Here is a 23,746-nt window from a genome sequence, read left to right as displayed (position 1 = left end):
AGATCAGTCTTTGCACAAAAGGGTTTCACGCTCCGTCAGCACGAGATCGAGCGGCTCGTCATGCGGCTCAGCGGGGATGAACAAGACCTCCTGCTCCGCATAGGCGACGCCGATCGCCAAAACCGACTTGCGGCGTCGCAGCGCCGCGAGCGTGATGTCATAATAGCCGGCCCCATAGCCGATGCGATGCCCGCGCCTGTCGAAGACGGCGAGCGGCACGAACAGCACATCGGGATCGACGACCGCGGCATCTGCATGAGGTTCGCCGATGCCGCGTCGCCCCGGAACGAGAGGGTCGCCCGGGCTCCACAGGCGGAACGTCAAGGGATCGCCCGCTTTGCCGGTGATCGGCAGCGCGGTCGGCACGGCGGCGGCGGCCAGCCCCTGCGCGAGCGGCAGCAGGTCTGGCTCAGCCCCGATCGCCGAATAGAGCGCCACGACGAGACTGTCATTCTTCGGTGCATAATCGTGAACGAGGCGGGGGCCAAGGCTTGCGAGCCGGGCTGCAAAGCGGATGCGCGCCGCATCCGGCATGGCGTGACGCTTGGCCAGCGCCACCGCCCGAAGCTCAGCCTTGTTGAATGCCATGAACGCGCCGAGGCTGAGACCAAAAGACAGTACGGGGCCACGATGGCCGTGGGCTTCGATCCCGGGAACCTACAACGTAGGTGGGCGCCATATGACCAAGTCCACGGACGAGATCAGGGACAGCTCCCTTGGAATCGATAAGGCCCCGGGAATACATACCTCACGCACCCCGCAGCTCCGCAGTCGCAATCTAAGCGCGTGCCGGCCGGAATGCCAGAGCCGTGACGCATTCTCCCCTGCGCCGCCGTTCCCGCGATGGCTCGACCGATCCGTGACATCGCTGTAAAGCAGGCGACGTCGGATCGCCCGAGCGACGATGGAGGAACCAGCATGCTGACGTTCTATTACAATGCCGCTCCCAACCCGCTTAAAGTGGCGTTGCTGCTCGAGGAACTGGGGCTGCCCTATGACATCGTTCCGGTCGATGGTCGCAAGGGCGAGCAGTTCGATCCGGCGTTTTTGGCAGTCAACCCCAACGGCAAACTGCCCGCGATCGTGGATGGCGACACGACCGTCTTCGACAGCAATGCGATCCTGCTTTACCTTGCCGAAAAGACCGGAAAATTCCTGCCGCCCGCCGGCGATGCGGCGCGGGGCCAATTGCTGTCATGGCTGATGTTCGTGGCGAGCGGGATCGGTCCCTATTCGGGGCAGGCGGTCCACTTTCGGCATTTCACGCCCGAACCCATTCCCTATGCGATCAACCGCTACACGCATGAGGTGATGCGCCATTGGGGCATCGTCGAGGCTCGCTTGGCCGCCCAGCCCTATATGCTGGGCGACACCTATACGATCGTCGACATGGCGGCGTGGGGCTGGGCCCGGATGCTGCCTTTCGTGATCGGGCCGGATGTGTTTGCGACGCTGCCCAACGTCAAACGGCTGCTCGACGAGATCACCGCGCGCCCCGCCGCGATCCGGGCCGAAGCCATCAAGAGCCGCTTCACCTTCAAGACCGAGATGGACGAGGAAGCGCGCCGCTTCATGTTCCCGCAAAACGCCAACCTGCCGGCCTGAACTCGACGTCCCGTGAACGCCGTCAGCCTCGAGGAGCGTTGAGGCTGCCGGCGATCTTGTCGATCCGTGCGGCCGCATCGTCGAGCGTGGCCGCGACGCGGTCACCGATGGCCTCGATCGAGGCCGCGCCCGCCTCGCGCTCGCGTTGGTATTCGGCCACGTCGGCCTCGAGGGCGGCGATTCGCCGCTCGGCTTCCGATAGATCGTCCGCCATCGTGATAGCGGCCATGACGGTGATGCGCTGGTCGCCGATCTCGCCGAAATGCGCGCGCAGGTCGGTGATCTTGCCATCCAATCTGCGGGCAAGACCCTGGAGATGCTCCTCCTCGCCCTCGCCGCACGCCATGCGGTAGAGCCGTCCGGCGATCGTCACCGACACCTGGGGCATGGAACTCCTTACTCGGAACTGTCGGTTGCGGCGCCGCGATCGTGCAGCGCTTCGCTGAAGGCCGGATCGAAGTGGGCCAGAACGGTCTCGACCGTCGCACCGGCACGGTCGAGCCGCGCCGACACGTCGGTCGTGGCAGCCAACAGGGTGCGGCTGCGGGCCAAGGCGCCATCGAGTTCCACCGCGAGGCGGGATCGATCGTCTTGCAGGACCAAAAACTCCTCCTCGAGATCGCCACGCGCCGCGATGGCATCGGCCTGCCGCTCGGCCGCGGCTTCCAGGTGATCGACCGCCGCGGCTAATCGCGCCAGGGCGTCTTCAAGCCGTCGTGGGAGGGTCATGGGAGGGATGGCGGTCCTTGCTCGAGGGCGACACCAGGCGATTTGCCGAATGCCGAACCCGCGCAACCCTGGCGTCGAAACGCCGGAAGGTCAAACGGCTGGCTCCGCGCTGCCCCCTCGCAATGTCAAAAAAAGGGGGGTCCTGTTCCGTCATAAAAGGTGATAGGCAGAGCCTGAAACGGCATCAGGCGGCCCGGGAGCCGCCCGCTTCAGGAGTTTTGCTGACATGACGGTCAAGGTCGCCATCAACGGGTTCGGTCGCATCGGGCGCAACATCCTGCGTGCCATCATCGAATCGGGCCGGACCGATATCGAGGTCGTGGCCATCAACGATCTCGGCTCGGTCGAAACCAACGCGCATCTGCTCCGCTTCGACAGCGTGCATGGTCGCTTCCCGCATAAAGTGACGGTCGAGGGCGACACGATCGACGCCGGTCGGGGCCCCATCAAGGTCACGGCCATCAAGGACCCGGCGACCCTGCCGCACAAGGAACTCGGCGTCGATATCGCGCTCGAATGCACCGGCATCTTCACGACCCGCGATAAGGCGGCCGCTCACCTGACGGCTGGGGCCAAGCGCGTTCTGGTGTCGGCGCCGGCCGACAATGCCGATCTCACGGTCGTCTACGGCGTCAACCACGACAAGCTGACGGCCGAGCATCTCGTCGTCTCCAACGGCTCCTGTACGACCAACTGCCTCGCGCCCGTCGCCAAGGTGCTGAGCGACCTCCTCGGCATCGAGAAGGGCTTCATGACGACAGTCCATTCCTACACCGGCGACCAGCCGACGCTGGACACGTTGCACAAGGATCTCTACCGCGGCCGTGCGGCGGCGCTGTCGTCGATCCCGACCTCCACCGGCGCCGCCAAGGCGATCGGTCTCGTGCTGCCGGAACTCAAGGGTAAGCTCGACGGCGCCGCGGTTCGCGTGCCGACCCCGAACGTCTCGCTGATCGACCTCAAGGTCGTGACCAAGCGCGACACCACGGTCGAGGAAATCAACGCCGCCATGAAGCGCGCGTCCGAGCAGGAGCTCAAGGGCGTGCTGAACATCACGGAAGCGCCGAACGTGTCGATCGACTTCAACCACGATCCGCATTCCTCGACCTTCCACATGGATCAGACCAAGGTGATCGACGGAAATTTCGTCCGTATTCTCGCTTGGTACGACAACGAGTGGGGCTTCTCGAACCGCATGGCCGACACGGCCGTGGCCATGGCCAAACTCATCTGATCGACCCTGTGCGGACCTCCGCTTCGGCTGAGGCCCGGGCAAGGGACCATTCGGGTGCCCCATGCCGCCAGCGGCGGCGAGCCGGGCATCGTTTACGTTCGAGGCAACCACCATGGCCGATTTCAAGACGCTTCATGACGCGCCATTTGCAGGCAAGCGCGTGCTGGTCCGTGTCGATCTCAACGTGCCGGTCGAGAATGGCGTCGTCAGCGACACGACTCGCATCGAGCGCGTCGTCCCGACCATTCGGACCATCGCCGACAAGGGCGGCAAGGTGATCCTGCTGGCTCATTTCGGACGACCCAAGGCCGGCCCGGACGAGGCCAATTCGCTGAACTTTCTGACCACCTATCTGGCCGATCATCTCGGCCACCCGGTCGCCTTCGCGCCGCATGGCATCGAGGCTTCGGCCCGCGCCATCGCGGCGATGAAGCCCGGCGACGTGTTGCTGCTCGAAAATACCCGCTTCCACACTGGTGAGGAAAACAACGACCCGGATTTCGTCACCGCACTGGCGGCTCTCGGCGATGTCTACGTCAACGATGCCTTCTCGGCCGCGCACCGCGCCCATGCCACGACCGAGGGTCTTGCCCGCAAACTGCCGGCCTATGCGGGCCACAGCATGACGGCTGAACTCGAGGCGCTGTCGAAGGCACTCGACCGACCGGATCGCCCCGTCGCGGCGATCGTCGGTGGCGCCAAGGTCTCGACCAAACTCGAATTGCTCGGCAACCTCGTCAAGAAGGTCGATATTCTGATCATCGGCGGCGGCATGGCCAACACGTTCCTGGCCGCGCAGGGCAAGGCGGTCGGGAAATCGCTTTGCGAACACGATCTGCTCGACACCGCCCGTACGATTCTGGCCGAAGCCGGCGCGTGCGAGATCGTCTTGCCGGTCGATGCCGTCGTGGCGAAAGAATTCAAGGCCAACGCGCCGTCGCGCGCCGTGTCGGTCGATGCCGTCGAGGCCGACGACATGATGCTCGACATGGGGCCGACATCGATCGAAAACGTCGCCTCCATCCTGCGCCGTACCAAGACGCTGGTCTGGAACGGGCCGTTCGGAGCGTTCGAGCTGAAACCGTTCGACGCTGGGACCATGGCGATCGCGCAGCAGGCGGCCGCCATGACAAAGGCTGGCGATCTGGTGACCATCGCGGGCGGCGGCGATACCGTATCGGCCCTGAACGCGGCCGGTGTCGCAGCAGAGTTTACTTATATCTCGACGGCTGGCGGCGCCTTTCTGGAATGGTTGGAAGGCAAGACCTTGCCGGGCGTCCACGCCTTGCGGAACCACTGACCACGGTCGACTTCAAGGCGGGGAGGCGGCCATGATGGTCGTGGGCCTGACCGGCTCGATCGGCATGGGCAAATCGACCACCGCCGCGATGATCCGCGAGGCCGGCGTTCCCGTCTTCGACGCCGATGCCGCGGTGCATGACCTTTATCGCGGCGAGGCGGTCGCCGCGGTCGAGGCCGTTTTTCCGGGGGTCGCGCGCGACGGGTCCATCGACCGGGCTGAGTTGGGCAAGCGGGTGCTCGGCAATGCGGCGGCGCTCGCTCGGCTGGAAGCCATCGTGCATCCGCTCGTCTTGGCGCGACGACGCGCCTTCCTGGCCGCCGCCGAGACTGCGGGCGCGTCGCTGGTGGTGCTCGATATCCCGCTTCTGTTCGAGACGGAGGCCGACAAGGACGTCGATGCCGTGATCGTCGTGTCGGCACCGGAAACGGTGCAAAACGCGCGGGTTCTGGCGCGCCCTGGCATGACCGAGGCCCGCTTTTCGGCCATAAAGGCCAAGCAGATGCCGGATGCGGAGAAACGCAGCCGCGCCGATTACGTGATCGAGACGGGGGAGGGCCTTCCGGCCGCCCGACATCGGGTCGATGCCGTCCTGGCCGCGCTGCGCCGTAAATCAGGTGAGGTGCCGACGCATGCGTGAGATCGTTCTCGACACGGAAACGACCGGGCTGGACCCCTTCAAGGGCGACCGGCTGGTCGAGATCGCCGGGATCGAACTCATCAACTCGATCCCGTCCGGGCGCGAGTATCATACCTATATCAACCCGCAACGCGACATGCCGGACGATGCGTTCCGCGTGCATGGCCTTTCGGCCGAGTTCCTCTCGGGCTATCGGCTCTTTCACGAGGTGGCGGACGAGTTTCTGGATTTCGTGCAGGACGCACGGCTCGTGATCCACAATGCCGAATTCGACATGCGCTTCATCAACAGCGAATTGAAGACGCTGGCACGACCGCCGATCGGCATGGAGATGGTGCTGGATACGCTGGCGCTGGCGCGCCGTCGTCATCCGGGTGCCGCCAATTCGCTCGATGCGCTCTGCCAGCGCTACAAGATCGACAACACCCGCCGCGTGAAACATGGCGCCCTGGTCGACGCGCAGATCCTGGCCGAGGTCTATGCCGAATTGCAGGGTGGCCGGCAGACCTCGCTCGGCCTTGCGACCCAGGTGGTTGTGCTGCGCGGCGACGCGCATGCGGCCCAGATGCGGCGACCGCGCCCGCTGCGGCCCGTCATCACGGCTGCCGAGCGCGAGGCTCATGCGGCTTTCATCGCGAGCCTCGGCGGCGAGCCGATTTGGCTCGACTATCGGCAGCCGCCAGCGGCCGACACCATGCCCGTGCCGGAGCGCTCGCTCATCTCGGCCTGACGCAGCCGCCATCGCGGCCCCTCTTGTGGCGGGGTCGTGTTGCTTGTATGACCACGTGCGGCTCCCGCGATCGGGAGCGCCGGTGAAGGCGTCTCGTGGCTCATTTGGCCCAACATGATTCGGTGATCGGGGTCCGCAACGCGGCCCGAGCGGATCTGCGCCTGCCGTTCGCCGCTGCAGCCGCTTTCCTTCTTCAGATCCTGCTTCTTAGCCGCCCCTGAGGGCCGGCCGGGCCTTTGGCCTGGGCGCTCAGGGGATGCAGGTCTCGGCAGATTTCGAGCCCGACGCACAGGCGAGGGCCAGCACGCTTTGAAGGATCACCGCCATGTCACAATCTGAACCTCAGCATCAGTCGGCCAAGCCGGCACGCGACCATATCGTCATCTTCGACACGACCCTGCGGGACGGGGAGCAATCCCCGGGCGCCACCATGACGTTCGAGGATAAACTCAGCGTGGCGGCCTTGCTCGACGAGATGGGCGTCGACGTCATCGAGGCGGGCTTTCCAATCGCCTCCGAGGGGGACTTCGAAGCCGTGTCGGAGATCGCCCGCCGCACCAAGCGCGCCACGGTGGCGGGGCTGGCCCGCGCCATCGAGGGCGACATCGCCCGCGCCGGAGCGGCCGTGCGCCATGCCGTCAAGCCGCGCATCCACACCTTCGTGTCGACCTCGCCGATCCATCTCGCCCATCAGATGCGGAAGACCCAGGACGAGGTGCTGCAGATCATCACCCGCACGGTGGCCCAGGCGCGCGGCCTCGTCGATGATGTCGAATGGTCCGCCATGGACGCGACCCGCACGCCGATCGACTATCTGTGCCGTTGCGTCGAAGCCGCGATCCGGGCCGGTGCCACGACCATCAACCTGCCCGATACGGTGGGTTATGCGCTGCCCGACGAATATAAGGCGATGTTCCAGTCGGTTCGCGAACGCGTCCCGGGTGCCGATGCGGTGATCTTCTCGGTCCATTGCCACAACGACCTCGGCTTGGCGGTCGCCAACACCTTGGCGGGGATCGACGGCGGCGCCCGGCAGGTCGAATCCACCATCAACGGCATCGGCGAGCGGGCCGGCAATGCGGCGCTCGAGGAGGTCGTGATGGCGATCCGCACGCGCGGCGACGTCTTGAACCTGTCGACCGCGATCGACAGCACGATGTTGACCCGCGCCTCCAAGCTCGTGTCGGCCGTCACATCGTTTCCGGTGCAATACAACAAGGCGATCGTCGGCCGAAATGCCTTCGCGCATGAGAGCGGCATTCATCAGGACGGGATGCTGAAGGATGCCTCGACCTACGAGATCATGACGCCGGAAAGCGTCGGCGTCTCCAAGACCTCGCTGGTGATGGGCAAACATTCGGGCCGGCACGCCTTCAAGGAAAAACTGCGCGAGATGGGCTATGTGCTCGGCGACAATGCCATCGAGGACGCCTTCAAGCGCTTCAAGGATTTGGCCGACCGCAAGAAGACGGTCTACGACGAGGATCTCGCGGCTCTGGTCGACGACGAGATCGGCAGCGCGCACGAGCGGATCCGCCTCGTCGCCCTGACCGTGATCGCCGGCACGATGGGCCCGCAATCCGCGACCCTGACGCTCGATATCGAGGGGACGCATACGACACGTCAGGCGACCGGCAACGGTCCGGTCGACGCGATCTTCAATGCGATCCGCTCGATCGTGCCGCATGAAGCGGGCCTCGATCTCTATCAGGTTCATGCCGTGACCGAGGGGACGGACGCGCAGGCCGAAGTCTCGATCCGGCTTATCCAGGGCAGCCGCTCCGCCACGTCCAAGGGCGCCGATCCGGATACGCTGGTGGCCTCCGCCCGCGCCTATATCGGCGCGCTCAACAAGATCCTGGCGATGCGCGCCGCCACACCCGACGTTCTGGCGGCGGGCTGAGGATCGAGGCCAGCAAAACCAAGTGTCCGGCGGCTTTTCTTCCGAAAGCGGCTGGACACCCCTGCCGGTCCTTGCTACATGGCACCTCCTGCTTGCAACGGCGAGCAGCGTGATGGGCGCTTAGCTCAGTTGGTAGAGCAGCTGACTCTTAATCAGCGGGTCGTAGGTTCGAGACCTACAGCGCCCACCATCACGCCTCCTGCGGATCAGTGAAGGGTATGACGCCGTGCTGCGGCTCGGACCGAGATCAGCAATCTCAATGCAGCGGCCGCTTCAGGCGTCAGCAGCGTAACGGGACTCTCTAACTCCCGAAACGCGCCGCCGCCTGGCGCCGCGACAGGCCACCATCGATCACCGCCACAACACGCTCACGAAGATCGATCGATAGCGCCTTAGTCATGCACGCTAGCCTCCTTCGCCAGCATGCATCTTGAATCAGATCGCAGCTGGATTGGGAATCCCCCGACGGGTCTGTCAGCTCGAAAGATGCTCTAGTGTCGCGCTGCTTTCGGACGACTCCGACCAATCGGGATAGGCCATCGCAATACTCCGGGTCTTAGCCGGCCGATGTCCCGTGCTGATGATCAAATCTATGGCCATCGTCAGTTCTGAAATACTCTTAACGCTGTCCTCCATGTCGAGAAGGGAATTTAGGGATAGTGATGCCGGACCGCCCTGATCCCGACGAAGCAGGCCGTTGATGATCAACAAAACTATGCGCAACCACTGTGCTTCGATATTTGGAACACGTCGCACCCAAGTTCGTCGTCGAAATAGGAAGCCTTGATCGCCTGCGCTTTCAATCTGACAAGTTTTGACGAGAGAAAATGCCATTGCCACAAATTTGCGCGATTACAGTACCATGGTAACACTACGCCCCGTTTATGACGCCTAGGATCGCATGCACCCGCAAGACATAAGCGAGCCCGCACACACCTTAGCCAATCTACGGCATGGCCTCGCCGTGCAGCGCCGCGTTATGGTGGCGCTGATGATTCGTCAGCTAATGACGAAGTACGGTCGGAGCAACATCGGATTTCTCTGGCTCGTGCTCGAACCTATGATCCTCTGCTGCGGCGTGCTGGTGGTTCGCTCGTTCATCTCTGACGCTGAGGAGGGGGGCCTACCCCTCATCTCCCTGCTTGTCACGGGCTACATTCCCTTGACGCTTTACCGGCATATAACCTCAGCCGGGACTTTCTTCCTTCGTCGAAACGGTTCGATGCTGTATCATCGAGACATCACGTTGTTCGATTGCGTGTTCGCTCTGTTCCTTCTCGAGCTTGGCGGCTGCACGATTGCATTTGTCGTCGTGTATTGGTCCCTGCTCAACCTGAACCTAATCGGGCCTATCTACGACCTCGGACTGATGGCATCGGGCTGGCTCTTAATGGCTCTGCTAGCATCCAGTTTGATGATTGCGATCGCTGTATTGACAGAGTATTACGAGGCAGCGGAAAGGTTCATTCAGCCATTCCAGTATTTGTTTCTGCCAATCTGCGGCTTCTTTTATATGGTTGAGTGGCTTCCGGACTATGTGCAGAATCTAGCTTGGTATGTACCAACTGTTCATTGCTATGAGATGATCCGGGGTGGATTATTCGGCCCTATCGTTGAGACTCATTATGCTCCCTGGTATCCTGTAGTCTGGTCGATCGGACTGCTGGCGTGGGCCTTGCCGATGGTCGACAAGGCACGCGACAGGATCCACTTTGGTTGATCGAGGCGATCTGTTTTTATCATGAAAAAGAAAGGTTGATGGGCCTGCGCGTCAATGATCGGCGGATCATCAGCGGCGTCAGCTTCGCTAGCCTTAATCGGCTGCGGCTGCGGCTGCGGCTGCGGCTGCGGCTGCGGTTGCGCGATGTGCTCAAGCACTGTGTTCCGAACAAAACGATCTACAATCGCTTCATTGCCAGAACCGTCTCGGCATCTTCAATGCGATCGTCGCCAAGCTTTCGGCCATGGGCGGGAAACCCGATCAGTTGATGATCGACGCGACCCACCTTAAAAGTCCTTCGCACCGCCGGCAGCCCTGCTTAAACACGGGCTGTTGCCGAAGATGTCGGTCTTAACAAGGGCAGCCTGAACTTAAAGTCCATGCCGTCTACACGGAGTAAGGGCCGCCCCTGACCATGCTGCTCAGCCAAGGCTAGTCCCTCATGCGTGAAGCACTGCCACCTGCCAGGGCATTGCTCGGTGACAAAGGTTAGCACGCCGATTGGCTCTGTGCGGCTTTAACGGCGCGTGGCATCACGCCATGCATGATCTCGAATGCCAACCGCATCGTGCCGATCCCACACGATCGAGCGCTCTATCGCCAACGATCCAATTTGCGACCATGTTTGGCAAGCTCAAAGACTGGCGGCGTTCCACACTCGCTATGATCGGTGCGCCCACACTTTGATATCGGCAATCTGCATCGTTGCGACAGGCATTTTCCGGATATAACCAATGAGCCCTGAGCCTAGCGGTGATCGCTGATGAAGGCGATCACCGTCACAGGCAACGCCCCGGTTCAAGATCCAGGTCTCCAAGCGGAACGACGACTATAGCCATCTTCAAAACGTCGCTTGCCTGAATGACGGCGGCCGAATAAGCTTTGGTCACTTCTAAAGAGATTCTAGAATGGACGCTTAAATAATTACATAAAACGGAAGAAAACAGGGAACTCAAGTAACATCAGGAATTCTCGACTGCCTTAGATCGTCTTGCGGCCCTTTCGTTTAGTTCTTTAATTTCTAAGATAAGGTTTTGGGCTTCATGCAAGAGTTTTATTATACGCATAGAGGTTTGTGTCCGTGCTGCGAGAAGTCTGCGACGTTCACATCGCAAAATGAATGGTTCCGCGATTTCCTTGCGTGCTCGGAATGTGGATCAGTTGTGCGGGAGCGAGCATTGGCACTCGTTCTGGATGAGACTATGCCAGACTGGAGATTCGTACACATTCACGAATCATCCCCAAGCGACCGTGGAATTTCTAAGAAGCTCAAAGAAAGCGCTAAATACTACACAGCCTCTCAATTTTTTCCAGGAAAACCCTTTGGTATTGATGTTGACGGCTTTCGTAATGAGGACCTCGAAAGCCAGACGTTCGATGATGCTTCATTCGACATCGTCGTCAGCCTTGACGTGATGGAGCATGTATTCAATCCGTCGGCAGTTTATCAAGAAGTCTATCGTACACTGAAGCATGGGGGCGTGTATCTTCACACATTCCCAATGTATAAATATTTAAGCGAGGGAGCAACGCGGCGAGCGGAAATCAGCTCGGGCGGCGAGGTCCGACATCTTATCGAGCCTCCTCAGTACCACCTTAATCCTGTCGACTCGCGAGGGTCGCTGGTGACATTCGATTACGGATATGACATCACCCGCCTCATTAACGAGTGGGCTCCGTTCGATGTAAGAATTAGCCGGTTCTGGGATGAAAGCCATGGAATTATCGGGGAGCACACGGAAGTTGTGATCTGCCGAAAACCGGCTTTTAAGTTTGCTTGATCTATCGTTAAGGCACCGCGAAAGGCGGATTATCAGATGACGCGATGGTAAAAGCTCAGCGTTGATATGTAGGGAAATCAAACCGCTCTCAGAGGCGTGCTAAGGGGACGTGCTGGTATCGTAGATGAAGGGCGTGGTGGACACGGTTCGCTCGAACCGCCCTGGGTCTATCGGAGGGATAGTTCCCCGTTTTAGCTGACACGGGCTTACCTGCTAAGCTCTCGGCTTGGTCGGGCGTTAGGTAACCGATGGCGGCATGGTACTGTGGTCGGCTGTAGGAGCTTTCGATGACGGCGAACAGTTTGCGGCTGGCGTCGTCGCGTGTGTCCCAGAAAGACCAGTATACGAGTTCGACCCCTAGTGTGGGAAAGGAGCTGTCCATCAAGGCGTTGTCGTCACAGCACCCTGTGCGGCTCATCGACAGTCGCCGCCATGAGGACCAGTTGCTTGCGGTAGAGCAAACTAAGCGCGCTGGTGGCGTAGCATGCGTGGTTTAAGTGATATCACAGTATTCGTCTTACTTGCTTGAAATCCTACAAGGAGCATCAATGCGCGCGCTATATTTCGCAGCGCTCTTCTGCGCCCCACTGCCCGCTGCATCCCACGCTCAAAGTTCGATGCTGAGCGTGCCGTTGTCTTCACTGCCAAGTGAAAGCGAGGACCTCTATGAATTTGAAACGGACAAGTACCTACAGAATGGCGTACGGCAAACGACTCCCCTTATGTCTCTCTCCGCCACTCAAGGACTTCCATTCTTTAAGCAGGTCTTCAAAGTTAGAGACTTTAATAGGGCGCCGATTAGCGCGGATCCTCCCGCCCCCGACACATTGCCCGACCCTAGCTCGCTGTCGACTGACCGTTTCTGGACATTTGGTGTCACACCCGCCGGAGTAAATACTACGCGTTTTAACCATCGCGTGTTCTTCGGCAAGGAAGCCAGCCTCTACGACGGCAGTTATGCGGGCAACGCCCCGAATTGGGAGTGGACGACGGCAGGCGGTATATTCGCTTACCTTCCCCGCAACGCGGAAACTATTACTATGCACCCGTACGGGTCGATTGGCGGATTGTATGCAGGCCATACCGAAAACAGCGGCAGTCTTCCAGAGATTGCAAACTCGGCGTGCTGCAATATTCCGCTGGCCATCCACTCCTTAAACGACAACACGTCCATCATACAGCCATCTTGGGGCCTCTACTCAACTATCACGCGATTACCCGGAACAGGAAGTCAGGTTAATGAGATTGACGTGATGAATGCGGACGATGTAGTGCACCGCGCTACCGCTTATGCACCGGGTGCCGGGTCGGACTGGACGATCGGGTGGGGTCTCAATGCCGGTGGAGAGGCCGCAACCGGTAAAGAGGTTTACCCTCAAAAGTCAGCGGCAACTGCAGCGATGTTTGTCGGGAGCAACGGGTCGACATGGGACAAAGGGATCGTCTTTCAGAGCGGGGCTATTTCTCCATCTGAGAGCGGCCACACCGTTGACATTGAGATGCCGTCAAATCATTGGCTAAAGTGGATTGCTGACAATACCGGAGCTGCAACCGCCTATGTCACGAGCAGCGTCTCAACTGTCGCTCATGCGATAGGCCTAACCTTCTCTGACAGTGGAGCGCTCTTCCAGAGTCCGGACGGATCACAGATCTCACTTCAGATCCAATCCGTCCCGAACAGCGTCAATCGACTCATTGTTTCACCTTCTGTCACAGGATCGCCTGTGGCTGTGACCGCCACCGGATCGGACACGAACGTCGACATTGACCTAGTTTCGAAAGGATCGGGGGTGATCAATATCCAAGGTGCAATGATCGTCCCATTTCTGACTCCGACCTCTTCTTCGGCATCGTGTCGGCCGAATCAAGTCGCAGCAGACAAGGATTTCTTGTACTCCTGCATCGCGGCAAACCATTGGCGGCGGGTGAAAATAAGCGATTTTTGAACGTCGTGTCGTCTCAGAATATGTTGACTTGCGGATTACAACTCACACGGAACTATCCGTGTGAGTCAGTTCAAGACCAAGGATTTTCGATCAATCAAGTACGCTCGACAGTTACTGTCTCGCCATCGATATTATAGCTATATAAGAGAGTTTCATCAATCACGACGTGAAAATCGCGCGCCGGACTACGTTCGCACGTTCGAGGTTTTCTCAATCTGACTTGAAAATCGATATCCCCAGGGTAGGCATCATAAAAAGCATCGATCTCAAATGGAAATAGGTTCAAATCTTCGAGTCTACAGATATTTTCAAAGAACGTTTTCGGTGTAAGAATGCTACAATGTGAGTCGAAATACTTACCATTAATATAAGCGTCGCGAACTATATTCCAAGTTTCGCTTTCCGTATGCGCTCGCGTCAAAATCAAAGCTTCGGGTCCAATCTTCCGAAGGTCAGCGCCGCCCAAAGGCGTATGGTACCTCACGGTGTCGTAGATCTGCTGATAGGACGGCTTCTTCAGCTTTGCTGTATAAGCCGTGAGCCAATCGGCTGCGGTTGTTGGGGGTCTGACAATGTCGAATGTGAATCGCTTGTCGGGCAGGATCAAAGACAGAACCCCACCCTCGTCAAGAATACCGTACATTTCATGTAGCCACCCAATGAAGTCGGGCATGTGCTCCCCAACATGCGATGCTAAAATAAGTTCGAATCTGTCATCGCCGACGCTACTTTTATAATCGCCGTCTTCGATGATGTAATCCACTTCCTGGAAAGAGTTTAGATCGTAGCCACTGTCTCTATATAGAAACTTCAACGTCTCTGTATCAGTAAAATCGGCATATTTAACATTATATTTATTCTTTGGGAGCGATGGCCGATGTAATGCGCCTATTTCAAGGACACGCGTATTCTCGTCGAGAGCTCCCATGTATCGTGTAGCTCGTCTATACGGATCAATCATTTAATGTACTACCATTCTTTGGTTGGTTCTGACGACAGATTTTATAGCAGAATTGCTTTACGCTGCACAACGAAGGAACACGTTTTTGGGGCGGTGATGGACGTGGGCTGCGGCAGTTGCGCTCAAACGCGCTCGCAGACGGGCCGATCTGTGGAGCACCGAAGTTCATGATCCATCCCCTCGGAGTGGTCCGCCCTGTTCTCTGGCTTTCTCGAGCTTATCAAGGTTCAATATGCCGAAGAAGAGACACAAGCCAAAAGATTGTCTTCGAGTTGCACCAGGTAGATGTTCTGGTTCGGCAATGGCGGGCGGCGGAGTCAATCCCTTTAGCGACGTGAGCGAGCCGAAGTACGACTGATGGCAGAGGGAGTTTGCCGGCCAGAAGTCTGATTAGGTTAAGCGCGGAAGAAGCTCGATATGAAGCAGGCCCAACTTCGCAGGCGTCGCAGACCTCACGCTGGACAAACTGATCGCTAAAGAGGCGGCATCGAGAAAACGTCAAACCCCGCGCGACGGCGCGCTGGCATCGTGGATATCCGATGGCGGGTATTCACCGTTAAGCGGTGCTTCCTGCACGACGGATGAACAGCATCGGTTTGGGCAGCGCAAGACGCTGCGGTGCGCCGATGACGAAGACGCGAGGGTCACTTGCTTCGGTGGGCAGCTTGAAACGCTGTGTTTGTCCGCCTTATCCATAGCGTCCATCACAGGCGCTATCGCTCACCCCGCGTGCACGCCGCGTTGCGTGCCGAGTGCAGATCGGCCACGGTGGGCGGGTGAAGCGTCTTATGCACCGCTACGGCACCCGTGGCTTAACAGAGCGTCGGTTTCGACCATGCACGACATCGTCTAGCAGTTTACGATTGAACGCCGAACGATCGCTATCTTGGCGTTAACGCCAGTCATAATGATCGCTAAGGCAAAATTCGGGCACGCGGCACATGACGCGCACCGGCCAGATGCTCGGACGCTGCTCGAAAAGCAAAGGTCAATTGTGCATCTCCGCGAAGGATGTCGATCGCTTTTTCTCGGACGTCGTAATCTATGGGCGCTCGGTCCAGTTCACGCCGCAGGCGAACCATCTCAGCCACCTGGTCTGATTGGGGAAGCCGTCGCGCTTAAAGTTGCGGCTCCGACACCCTGCCGGTCGTGGCGGTGGAGAGCGACCCATCAGCGCCGTGCGCCACTGCCTCAGCATCGAGGGTGGGACCCGGAGTTCGGCTGCAATCTGCTTCTGCGGTCGGCCACTGCTCCCCAGCAGTGAAACCGCCCGTGCTTTGAACTCGGGCGTGAACTCCCGTGTCGTATTCGCCATCGAACACCTTCACGTCCGGACAGAGCGTATTAGAGGTGTGAGCTGAAACAGGAGAAGATCACTAACTGGATCTTGAGTCTAGCAGACGCCAGGGCAGATGCGCAACGCGGTCTAAACCAATTTTTGCATAACCCTTGGCTGATTAACAACGACCGTATAGCATAATGGACCTGATCGAACACCCGATACTTAGCGGAAAGATCAAAGTGGAACTAGGCACTTGATAAGTGTGACGAGGACAAACCTGTTTGGAGACCGCGCCCCTTGACACGGAAGCATAAGTTATGATCCGACGTGACCGACATGACCTAAGCGGTTGAAGCTGGGATCATCGCAAGCCGATTCTCGGTGGAAACGTTGTCAGGACAAGCGAGGCGATGCCAACGAATGAAGATTATCAGGCGCAAGCGTGGCGATTTCGATCAACGGACGTTAGGAGACACCCATCGAGAGCAGGGAACCTGGCCGGCTGCAGCAGCCGCATATCGCGCTCACCTCCAGCAGCATCCTGACGAATATGATATTTGGGTTCAGCTTGGTCATGCTGAGAAGGAAAGCGGGCAGCTCGCTGCTGCAGATGAGGCATACAAACGCGCCCTGCAGTTGAGAAATGATGATCCTGATCTTTTTCTTAGTTTGGGACATCTTTCAAAAATCCGAGGCTCGTATGAAGCCGCTAAGGGTTTATACGAAAAAAGCTGGCTGCTTGACGGGAACGCTGCCGCTCGAGCAGAACTCGACGCTCTCTTGAGCGGGTCATTTCCCGCGCAAACGACCAAGCAGATCATGGGTGACCTCAAGACAATCGTAAGCGATCGGAAGAGTAAACGCTTTCTCGAATCGCTTTTTGGTCGCCAAGCAAGCAAACTATCCGATGATGTAGAAAGTGAAGAATTCCAGCACCAGGTGCCGCTTGCGCCACTGCCGTCAAAGGGATTGTTCGGCAACCCGAAGGTCATAGCCTTTTACCTTCCTCAGTACCACGAAGTGAAAGAAAATAGCGACTGGTGGGGTAAAGGCTTTACCGAGTGGACAAATGTTAGGAGAGCAAAGCCGAATTTCGTTGGTCATAAGCAACCACGCGTGCCGCTAGATGGCAAATATTACGATCTTATGGATAGAAACGTTCAGGTTAATCAGGGACAACTTGCAAAACAATTTGGGATAGATGCATTCTGTTATTATATGTATTGGTTTAATGGCCGCCGTATTCTTGAAAGACCGCTTGACAACGTCATCAAGGATCGAAACATCGATCAGAATTTCTGTATTTGTTGGGCGAATGAAAACTGGACGAGGACTTGGGACGGAAAGAATTCAGATATACTCCTTCAGCAAGTCCACACGCTCGAGAGTGATCGGGACTTCATCAAGGATTGCCTGAAGTACCTGTCTGACCCGCGTTATCTTCGCGTCGACGGGAAGCTTATGCTTTTGGTGTATCGTGTCGACCTCATGGATAACGCCTCAGCTACCGCTGCAATATGGCGCGACGAGGTTCGAAGCGCTGGCCTTGGAGAGTTGCATCTTTGTGCTGTTCAGTTTTATGGAATTACCGACCCAACCGTTTGGGGATTCGATGCTGCTGTTGAATTTCCCCCCCATGGCTGGCTCGAGGAAAGTAACCTTCTCAAACCTACCCCACACTTGTTGAATCAGGACTTTAAAGGTCAGATCTTCGATTACCGTAAGGCAGTCGAGTTTTCTTTAAGGAAAGCAGTACCGCAATACCAGTGGTACAGAGCCGCCTTCCCAGGTTGGGACAACACAGCGAGGCGTCAAGATACACCTCATATCTTCGCTTCAGCAAAACCGGGTGAGTTTGAGGCTTGGCTGACAGAATTACTCCGCCAGCAGATCATTATGTCGCCGCCTGAACACCAGATTGTTTTTATAAATGCATGGAACGAATGGGGAGAGGGGGCTCACCTAGAGCCAGACGAACGCACGGGGTTTGCGAACCTGAACGCCGTCGCGAGTGCCCGCAGCGCTGTTGAGGAGGAATTGATTGTCTTGGCAGCAATGAGTCGGCTCCGTCGACTCGGGGATTATGAAGGTCGCCTTGCCGATGAGAACGCGTTATTGGCAATTCTTCAAGGTAAAGAGCGCTCGATCAGGCTTCTCCAGCAAGCCTTGTACGTCTCTGCATTGTCCTCAACTTAACCGTGCGGAGATGAAGTGACCTTACCGCTCATAAGCGTTATCGTGCCGGCCTATAACCACTCTGCATTCATCGAGAGAGCCCTTCAGTCAGTGGTCGAGCAATCATACCGACCGATCGAACTCGTAGTCATTGACGATGGATCTACAGATGATACGGCAGCTTTATGCCAGGACTTTCTTTCACGTTATATGCCTTCTGCTACTTTTCTGAAACGACAGAACCGCGGCGCCGCCTACACGATCAATCAGGGTATAGCTCTTTCTTCGGGTGATTACATTAATGTGCTAAATTCTGATGATATCTTCCATCCGAACCGTATGGCTCGTTGCCTGAGTCGGATTGTTAAGGGCAAATCAGAGCTTCTGTTTACGAACGTTGGATTTGTGGACGAGGTAGGTGAAGTAGCGCCTCGTGATCAGTATATTGATGGGCTTCGAGAAGCTGAAGTAAATGTGGGGCGCCTTCCGTCACTCGGTTTTGGTTTCCTTAGAAATCAACTTGCAATTTCTACTGGAAACCTCTTTTTTTCACGTAACTTGTACAACCGGGTAGGGCCATTTTGTAACTATCGTTATGTTCACGATTGGGACTTTGTTTTACGCTCACTTTATTATAATGAACCATCATGTCTCGCTGAAGAGCTGTATTATTATAGACTGCATGGGTCCAATTCCTTCAAATCGCTGGCAGATGTTGCCGGCTACGAAACGACTGAACTTATGCGAAATTTTCTCCATTCGATGGTCAGCAAGTTACCGGAGAACGGGTTGGCGCCTAGCCCGCATTATTGGCCAGGTGTTTTCGAGCATTACATGATGTTGTGGAACTATCAGGATTATCTGCCGCCACGCCATCGATCCGCTTTTGTCGATCTGGTGAGGATAACATGAGAGCAGCGGTCTTTTGTCACTTCGATAAACACGGAATCGTCGATGATCATGTCATTTATGCATTGCGGTGTTACAGGCAGTATTTCGACTATATCTGTTTTGTTTCGGCTTCAAAGCTGGATGTAAGGCAGCGAACGCGAACCAGCGGCTTTGTCGACCGAGTCATATGCAGAGAAAACATAGGCTATGATTTCGGTAGCTGGCGTGAGGGTTTCGAATCTCTATCACACCAAAACTATGAAGAGATTGCCTTCATAAATGATAGTTGCTACGGACCTTGTCGAAATCCAGAAATCATGCTGAACGCAGGTCGGAAACTTGGAGTAGACCTATGGGGTGCGACTATCAATCGACAGTTTGAGCCACATGTCCAATCGTTCTTCATGGTTTTTGGTGAGCAGTTAATAAAGTCTGGCTTTGCATCTCGCTTCTGGAGATCAGTCGAGCCGTTAGCATCTAAAAGTGACATCATATCGACATATGAGATGGGTCTGTCCAAGCTTGTTCAAAATGAAGGATTTAGTATAGGAGCGGTTGTAGATCTGAAACAAATTGAATCTCACACCCGTGAAGTCGTTATTGAAGACAACGAATTCGACAGGGGTTCTAGACCATTGCAGGCATCCGTTGCAGCGCGCGACTACATCCTTAGCGACGATTACCCCAATCCTAGTCAATTATACTGGGGAGAGATGTTTCGCCGCGGTGCTCCCCTTCTTAAAATTGAGGTGCTTCGAGATAATCCAATGTCGGCCGGGTTAGTTGGCATCGCCCGTAGACTTAAACGAGATGCGTGGTTCGACGCAGGCATTATTTTGCGTCACTTGGAACGTACGGTAACCGCTGATAGATTTGCAGAGATAGCAAGTGCATTCCGTTCTTTGTGACATCAGGGGGGGGCTTGCACATCATTGTAAGAAGGATCCCAGACTTCGTGAAATATGGATCCTTTCTCCCTTTGGTCTTTAAATCGATCTTGACAAGTCGTCGTCGTAAATGTTGACGGAGCCAATTTGGCGTCCTTTTTCAGCAGAAAAACCGGGCGTCGGAGTTTCGAGGTCGCCGTGCTTTTATAGCCGATACATGCCATCGCGCGCGGACGCGGACGTTAAGCACTTGGCCATGCCGGCGGTCGGAAACGTATAAAGGCGCGTGGCATAACGCCTGAGTTCGTGAAGACGCAAGCGTCTCAGAGCTGTCCCGATGGCCAAGGGGCCGGGCTGATCCAACATTCGGATCGTGGCAGCCAATACGCTGCCGAGGTCTACCGAAGGCAGTTGGCCGTTATGGCGGTGACCCCGTCGATAAGCACAGGTGCTGCGACGACAACGCCTCGATGGACAGCTTCTTTCACAAGCTGGAGGTGCAACTCGTCCACAGTGTCTCTGGGACAGACGCGACGACGCTCGCCGCAACCTGTTCGCCTCCATCGGAGGCTCGTACAACCGACGTCGCCCTTTCTGATCAGCGCCTCGGCTGCCGTTGTCTCACGCGCTTGTCTGCGCCACAGTCGCGGCGGCACCATGGTGCAACAACGACGATAGTGCCGCCTCGACGGCCGAGCGAAACACATGGCTTTGCGGCAGATCGGTGCCGAAGACCGGCTCGACAGCCAAAAGCGCCGCGACGATCGCCTCGGCGCTGGTGAGGCCGGCGGTTCGGCGCCGCAGATCGTCGGCGAGAGGATCGCGGACATCGATCGGCCTCTGCTGCTCGTCAATGCCGGTGACGTAGCGCATCCACCCGGCCACCCCGAGCGCCAGTCGCGCGATCGGCTGTCCGGCCGCGAGCCTGTCGCGCACCGTGCCGAGCAACCGCTGCGGCAGTTTCTGCGATCCGTCCATGGCGATCTGCCAGGTTCGGTGGCGAAGTGCCGGATTGCGGAAGCGCTCGATCAGCGAGGCGGCATAGCTCTCTGGGTCGAGCCCCGGCACTGCCGGAAGGGTTGCAGCGGCTTCCCGCAGCATCAAGCCGCGGACGAGTGCCGGGAAACCGGGGGCCGCCATCGTGTCGGCGACCGTCTCGTGACCCGCCAGATAGCCGAGGTAAGCCAGCGTCGAGTGGCTCCCGTTGAGGAAGCGGAGCTTGGCGAGCTCATAGGGGGCGACATCAGACACGAAGGTGGCGCCCGCGCGATCCCACTCCGGTCGGCCCTGCGAGAAACGATCCTCGATCACCCATTGCGAAAACGGTTCGGTGACGACCGGCCAGACATCAATGCAGCCGAGAGCCGCCGCGATGCTGGCGCGGTCGGCATCCGTCGTGGCCGGAACGATCCGGTCCACCATGGTCGACGGGCAGCGCAACTCGCCATCCACGTAGCGGCCGAGATCGGGATCGCGCAGCGCGGCGAAACGCGACAACACACGCTGCAACGTGGCGCCATTATGGGGAAGGTTGTCGCAGCAGAGCGCCGTGAAGGCTGGGAGACCGGCGGCCCGGCGCATCCGCAGCGCTTCGACGATGAACCCCGGCGCCGAACGCGGTCTGTCGGGATGGGCGAGATCATGCCGGACATCCGGGTGATCCTCATCGAGCTCGCCGGTCGCAGGACGGTGGCAATAGCCCTTTTCGGTCACGGTCAGCGAGACGATGCGGGTGGCGGGGGCCGCCATCGCGGCGAGCAAGGCCGCCGGGTCCTCTGGAGCGACCAGCAGGCGCGTGATGCTGCCGACCACCTGGAGGCTCTCGCCAGCGGCATCGCGGACCGCCATCGTATAGAGACCATCCTGAGGGGTCAGCGCGTCTCGTGTCTCGGGGCTGCGCAGCGACGCGCCCACAATACCCCAGCGTCGGTCGCCTGCCGCCAGCACGGCATCCGTGTAGATCGCCTGATGGGCGCGGTGAAAGGCGCCGATCCCAAGATGGACGATGCCGCTCTCGACGCTCGTCCGGTCGTAGGTGGGCCGCGCGACGCCGGTCGGCAGATGGGCGAGAGCGTCGGCGCCGAGACGCGAAGGGTCGATCATAGCAGGGTCTCTTCCACGGGACGCTCGGCTGCGGCAGCGCGCCGCCCGTCGGCACCATATAGATCATAACCCCGACGTCGATTGCCTTACCGAACCGATAGAGTTGAGACTAAAGCGCGAGAGCGCCGGCACCAAACCGCCGCTGTCGGTCCGGTGTGGACGGCTTGCACCTGGGAAAGCGCAGGCGCTGTCCGACACGGCAGCATCCCTCGATCGATCCGATGGGTGCTGCATGCGTGAATCGCGCCGCAGGATCGACGACAGTCTCAGAGGCACCCGCGTCTCGGTTCAGCTCGACACGGCGGGCGCCGGATTGCCGACCACGTCGCCCGACGGGGTGACGCTGAGCCAACGGTAGATGAAGCCGCCAAGCGCCCCCCCGATCAGGGGAGCCACGATGAACAACCAGAGTTGGCCGATCGCCCAAGGCCCGGCGAACAAGGCCGGACCGATGCTGCGTGCCGGATTAACGAACGTCTTGGTCACCGGGATGCTGATGAGATGGATCAGGGTTAAGCCGAGCCCGATCGCGATCGGGGCGAAACCGGCAGGGGCCTTGCCATGGGTCGACCCCATGATGATGAACAAGAACATCATGGTCATAACGATCTCGGTGAGCAGGCAGGACAGGAGGCTATATTGCCCAGGTGAATGCTCGCCATAACCATTGGCCGCAAACCCCTTGGCGAGATCGAAGCCAGGCGCGCCGCTCGCGATCACGTAAAGAACGCCGGCTCCGACGATGGCACCGACGACCTGAGCCACGACATAGGGCAGGATCTGCTCCGCTGGAAAACGTCCGCCCGCCGCCAAGCCGACCGTGACGGCTGGGTTGAGATGGCAGCCGGAGACGTGGCCGATCGCATAAGCCATGGTGAGGACGGTCAGGCCGAAGGCGAACGACACGCCGACGAGCCCGATGCCGACCTGCGGAAATCCGGCTGCGATCACAGCGCTGCCGCATCCGCCCAACGTCAGCCAAAAGGTCCCTATCGCTTCTGCAGCATACTTACGAGTGTCCATGGTTATGCCCCATCGGTGCACGTCGATGGCACAGCCACCGTTACGCAGGCGGGATGATCGGCCATTACATTTTGCTTTTCCAGCGATTAACGTTCGGCGATGGCCTGATGACGTTTCGCAGCAAGCGCATAGGCCGAATTTTGCGTTGCGTGGGCGATAACCTGTGGATCACGCGTGGATCGGAGCTCTGGTTGGAGCAACGATTGGCCGTCAAGGCTCGTCGGCGATTGGGGAACAACCGCCCCGATGACGCGGTTAATCAGCGTGTCAAACAGGGAGGAGACTGATCATGAGCCAAGGCTTTCCATCGATGACGGCGCTGTTGGGTCTGCTGGCCGTGGCAGGATTTCAGAATCGGGACAAGATCGCGGAAATGCTCGGCGGCATCGGTCAGGCCAAGCCCGCGACGCCGGGCCAGACGCCGCAGCCAGGTCTTGGCGGGCTCCTCGGTCATGTCGGGGGATCCGATGTGGGTGGTTTCCTAGGCGGCGGACTGAACGATCTCGTCGACCGCTTCAAGCAGAGCGGGCATGGGGACACCGCGAATTCCTGGGTGCAGTCGGGCGCCAATAAGCCCGTCGCGCCCCATCAGATCGAACAGGCGATCGGTCAGGACACGCTGGACACGCTGACCAAGCAAACGGGACTCTCGCGCGACGAAATTTTGGCACGGCTCACGAAAGAGCTTCCGAATGCGGTCGATCAATATACGCCGAATGGCCAACTGCCGCCGCGCAGCTGAGGCGACAACAAGAGTGTCGTGATCGAGCGGCGGTTTCACCGTTCGATCAAGGCAACTTACCGGCGCAAAAGCGGTTTGACCCGAGCGAAGGCTG

General features: G+C 58.4%; 20 protein-coding genes, 1 tRNA gene, 1 other RNA gene and 2 pseudogenes. 16 read left to right on the top strand and 8 right to left on the bottom strand.

All coding sequences use genetic code 11. The features are described from left to right. Positions 1-3 precede the first annotated feature (3 nt). Both LGH83_RS11545 and ssrS read right to left on the bottom strand, forming a co-directional pair. Positions 4-588 (bottom strand): 5-formyltetrahydrofolate cyclo-ligase, encoded by a 585-nt coding sequence (locus LGH83_RS11545; RefSeq protein WP_227398802.1) that lies wholly within the window; start codon positions 586-588, stop codon positions 4-6. Positions 589-618: 30 nt separating this feature from the next. Next, a non-coding RNA gene (gene ssrS, locus LGH83_RS11540) (6S RNA) lies at positions 619-769 on the bottom strand. A gap of 149 nt (positions 770-918) precedes the next feature. Between ssrS and LGH83_RS11535 the strand changes: the two genes are divergently transcribed. Next, a complete protein-coding gene (locus LGH83_RS11535; RefSeq protein ID WP_227398801.1) occupies positions 919-1,605 on the top strand; it encodes a glutathione S-transferase family protein in 687 nt (228 codons plus the stop codon). Positions 1,606-1,627: 22 nt separating this feature from the next. Here the strand turns inward: LGH83_RS11535 and LGH83_RS11530 are convergent, their stop codons facing one another. Continuing rightward, positions 1,628-1,993 (bottom strand): cell division protein ZapA, encoded by a 366-nt coding sequence (locus LGH83_RS11530; protein WP_227398800.1) that lies wholly within the window; start codon positions 1,991-1,993, stop codon positions 1,628-1,630. Between the two features lie 8 nt (positions 1,994-2,001). Then, entirely contained in the window at positions 2,002-2,334 is a 333-nt protein-coding gene (locus LGH83_RS11525; RefSeq protein WP_227398799.1) for a DUF4164 domain-containing protein, read from the bottom strand. A gap of 226 nt (positions 2,335-2,560) precedes the next feature. On the opposite strand from LGH83_RS11525, the gene gap reads away from it, so the two are divergent. From gap to LGH83_RS11470, 10 genes are all read left to right on the top strand, one after another. Further along, positions 2,561-3,568: a type I glyceraldehyde-3-phosphate dehydrogenase gene (gene gap, locus LGH83_RS11520; protein ID WP_227398798.1), complete on the top strand. Its 1,008-nt coding sequence runs from the start codon at positions 2,561-2,563 to the stop codon at positions 3,566-3,568. 112 nt (positions 3,569-3,680) lie between these two features. Further along, positions 3,681-4,868, top strand: a complete 1,188-nt coding sequence (locus LGH83_RS11515) for a phosphoglycerate kinase (RefSeq protein ID WP_227398797.1) — start codon at positions 3,681-3,683, stop codon at positions 4,866-4,868. Positions 4,869-4,899: 31 nt separating this feature from the next. Beyond that, the gene (gene coaE / locus LGH83_RS11510) at positions 4,900-5,508 is read left to right on the top strand and encodes a dephospho-CoA kinase (protein WP_227398796.1); all 609 of its coding nucleotides are present in this window, start codon (positions 4,900-4,902) and stop codon (positions 5,506-5,508) included. Next, on the top strand, positions 5,501-6,238 hold the full coding sequence (gene dnaQ / locus LGH83_RS11505) for a DNA polymerase III subunit epsilon (RefSeq protein WP_227398795.1): 738 nt from the start codon (positions 5,501-5,503) through the stop codon (positions 6,236-6,238). The genes coaE and dnaQ overlap by 8 nt, the downstream gene beginning before the upstream one ends. A 325-nt stretch (positions 6,239-6,563) precedes the next feature. Beyond that, positions 6,564-8,141, top strand: coding sequence for a 2-isopropylmalate synthase (locus LGH83_RS11500; protein ID WP_227398794.1), 1,578 nt, complete (start codon positions 6,564-6,566; stop codon positions 8,139-8,141). Positions 8,142-8,255: 114 nt separating this feature from the next. After that, positions 8,256-8,331 (top strand) — tRNA-Lys (locus LGH83_RS11495). Positions 8,332-9,042: 711 nt separating this feature from the next. Further along, complete coding sequence (locus LGH83_RS11490) at positions 9,043-9,861, top strand: ABC transporter permease (protein WP_227398793.1); 819 nt, start codon at positions 9,043-9,045, stop codon at positions 9,859-9,861. Continuing rightward, positions 9,858-10,130 (top strand): hypothetical protein, encoded by a 273-nt coding sequence (locus tag LGH83_RS11485; RefSeq protein WP_227398792.1) that lies wholly within the window; start codon positions 9,858-9,860, stop codon positions 10,128-10,130. Before LGH83_RS11490 ends, LGH83_RS11485 begins: the two co-directional genes overlap by 4 nt. Before the next feature lie 909 nt (positions 10,131-11,039). Then, positions 11,040-11,642 carry a class I SAM-dependent methyltransferase gene (locus LGH83_RS11480; RefSeq protein WP_227398791.1) on the top strand — a complete coding sequence of 201 codons (603 nt, stop codon included), beginning with the start codon at positions 11,040-11,042 and terminating at the stop codon, positions 11,640-11,642. Positions 11,643-12,190: 548 nt separating this feature from the next. Beyond that, a complete protein-coding gene (locus tag LGH83_RS11470; protein ID WP_227398790.1) occupies positions 12,191-13,588 on the top strand; it encodes a hypothetical protein in 1,398 nt (465 codons plus the stop codon). Positions 13,589-13,682: 94 nt separating this feature from the next. Here LGH83_RS11470 and LGH83_RS11465 read toward each other — a convergent pair whose 3' ends face one another. Next, positions 13,683-14,516: a class I SAM-dependent methyltransferase gene (locus LGH83_RS11465; RefSeq protein ID WP_227398789.1), complete on the bottom strand. Its 834-nt coding sequence runs from the start codon at positions 14,514-14,516 to the stop codon at positions 13,683-13,685. Positions 14,517-15,351: 835 nt separating this feature from the next. Next, a pseudogene (locus LGH83_RS11455) lies at positions 15,352-15,864 on the bottom strand (transposase); the annotation flags it as partial. Between the two features lie 387 nt (positions 15,865-16,251). On the opposite strand from LGH83_RS11455, the gene LGH83_RS11450 reads away from it, so the two are divergent. The 4 genes and pseudogenes from LGH83_RS11450 to LGH83_RS11435 form a co-directional block, all read left to right on the top strand. Next, positions 16,252-18,027, top strand: a complete 1,776-nt coding sequence (locus tag LGH83_RS11450) for a glycoside hydrolase family 99-like domain-containing protein (RefSeq protein WP_227398788.1) — start codon at positions 16,252-16,254, stop codon at positions 18,025-18,027. A 15-nt stretch (positions 18,028-18,042) separates the two neighbouring features. Next, positions 18,043-18,918 carry a glycosyltransferase family 2 protein gene (locus tag LGH83_RS11445; RefSeq protein WP_227398787.1) on the top strand — a complete coding sequence of 292 codons (876 nt, stop codon included), beginning with the start codon at positions 18,043-18,045 and terminating at the stop codon, positions 18,916-18,918. Beyond that, entirely contained in the window at positions 18,915-19,805 is an 891-nt protein-coding gene (locus tag LGH83_RS11440) for a rhamnan synthesis F family protein (protein ID WP_227398786.1), read from the top strand. Before LGH83_RS11445 ends, LGH83_RS11440 begins: the two co-directional genes overlap by 4 nt. A gap of 327 nt (positions 19,806-20,132) precedes the next feature. Continuing rightward, positions 20,133-20,382: pseudogene (locus LGH83_RS11435) on the top strand (IS3 family transposase); the annotation flags it as partial. 23 nt (positions 20,383-20,405) lie between these two features. On the opposite strand, the gene LGH83_RS11430 reads toward LGH83_RS11435, so the two are convergent. Then, a complete protein-coding gene (locus tag LGH83_RS11430; protein ID WP_227398785.1) occupies positions 20,406-21,887 on the bottom strand; it encodes a mannitol dehydrogenase family protein in 1,482 nt (493 codons plus the stop codon). A gap of 288 nt (positions 21,888-22,175) precedes the next feature. Then, positions 22,176-22,910 carry an aquaporin Z gene (gene aqpZ / locus LGH83_RS11425; protein WP_227398784.1) on the bottom strand — a complete coding sequence of 245 codons (735 nt, stop codon included), beginning with the start codon at positions 22,908-22,910 and terminating at the stop codon, positions 22,176-22,178. 289 nt (positions 22,911-23,199) lie between these two features. Between aqpZ and LGH83_RS11420 the strand changes: the two genes are divergently transcribed. Beyond that, positions 23,200-23,652: a YidB family protein gene (locus LGH83_RS11420; RefSeq protein WP_227398783.1), complete on the top strand. Its 453-nt coding sequence runs from the start codon at positions 23,200-23,202 to the stop codon at positions 23,650-23,652. Positions 23,653-23,746 lie beyond the last annotated feature (94 nt).

This window comes from Lichenihabitans sp. PAMC28606, assembly GCF_020616535.1.
Taxonomy (GTDB): Bacteria; Pseudomonadota; Alphaproteobacteria; order Rhizobiales; family Beijerinckiaceae; genus Lichenihabitans; species Lichenihabitans psoromatis.
The sequence above is the reverse complement of the archived record's forward strand: the minus strand, read 5'-3'. Positions and strand labels throughout refer to the sequence as shown.

What these genes read in the sequence shown, in the direction of transcription:
- aqpZ (WP_227398784.1), bottom strand. Translation starts at nt 22,910, where the DNA reads ATGGACACTCGTAAGTATGCTGCAGAAGCGATAGGGACCTTTTGGCTG.
- LGH83_RS11440 (WP_227398786.1), top strand. Translation starts at nt 18,915, where the DNA reads ATGAGAGCAGCGGTCTTTTGTCACTTCGATAAACACGGAATCGTCGAT.
- LGH83_RS11465 (WP_227398789.1), bottom strand. Translation starts at nt 14,516, where the DNA reads ATGGGAGCTCTCGACGAGAATACGCGTGTCCTTGAAATAGGCGCATTA.
- LGH83_RS11545 (WP_227398802.1), bottom strand. Translation starts at nt 588, where the DNA reads ATGGCATTCAACAAGGCTGAGCTTCGGGCGGTGGCGCTGGCCAAGCGT.
- LGH83_RS11535 (WP_227398801.1), top strand. Translation starts at nt 919, where the DNA reads ATGCTGACGTTCTATTACAATGCCGCTCCCAACCCGCTTAAAGTGGCG.
- LGH83_RS11430 (WP_227398785.1), bottom strand. Translation starts at nt 21,887, where the DNA reads ATGATCGACCCTTCGCGTCTCGGCGCCGACGCTCTCGCCCATCTGCCG.
- LGH83_RS11450 (WP_227398788.1), top strand. Translation starts at nt 16,252, where the DNA reads ATGAAGATTATCAGGCGCAAGCGTGGCGATTTCGATCAACGGACGTTA.
- coaE (WP_227398796.1), top strand. Translation starts at nt 4,900, where the DNA reads ATGATGGTCGTGGGCCTGACCGGCTCGATCGGCATGGGCAAATCGACC.
- LGH83_RS11525 (WP_227398799.1), bottom strand. Translation starts at nt 2,334, where the DNA reads ATGACCCTCCCACGACGGCTTGAAGACGCCCTGGCGCGATTAGCCGCG.
- LGH83_RS11470 (WP_227398790.1), top strand. Translation starts at nt 12,191, where the DNA reads ATGCGCGCGCTATATTTCGCAGCGCTCTTCTGCGCCCCACTGCCCGCT.
- LGH83_RS11420 (WP_227398783.1), top strand. Translation starts at nt 23,200, where the DNA reads ATGAGCCAAGGCTTTCCATCGATGACGGCGCTGTTGGGTCTGCTGGCC.
- LGH83_RS11500 (WP_227398794.1), top strand. Translation starts at nt 6,564, where the DNA reads ATGTCACAATCTGAACCTCAGCATCAGTCGGCCAAGCCGGCACGCGAC.
- gap (WP_227398798.1), top strand. Translation starts at nt 2,561, where the DNA reads ATGACGGTCAAGGTCGCCATCAACGGGTTCGGTCGCATCGGGCGCAAC.
- LGH83_RS11530 (WP_227398800.1), bottom strand. Translation starts at nt 1,993, where the DNA reads ATGCCCCAGGTGTCGGTGACGATCGCCGGACGGCTCTACCGCATGGCG.
- LGH83_RS11515 (WP_227398797.1), top strand. Translation starts at nt 3,681, where the DNA reads ATGGCCGATTTCAAGACGCTTCATGACGCGCCATTTGCAGGCAAGCGC.
- dnaQ (WP_227398795.1), top strand. Translation starts at nt 5,501, where the DNA reads ATGCGTGAGATCGTTCTCGACACGGAAACGACCGGGCTGGACCCCTTC.
- LGH83_RS11490 (WP_227398793.1), top strand. Translation starts at nt 9,043, where the DNA reads ATGCACCCGCAAGACATAAGCGAGCCCGCACACACCTTAGCCAATCTA.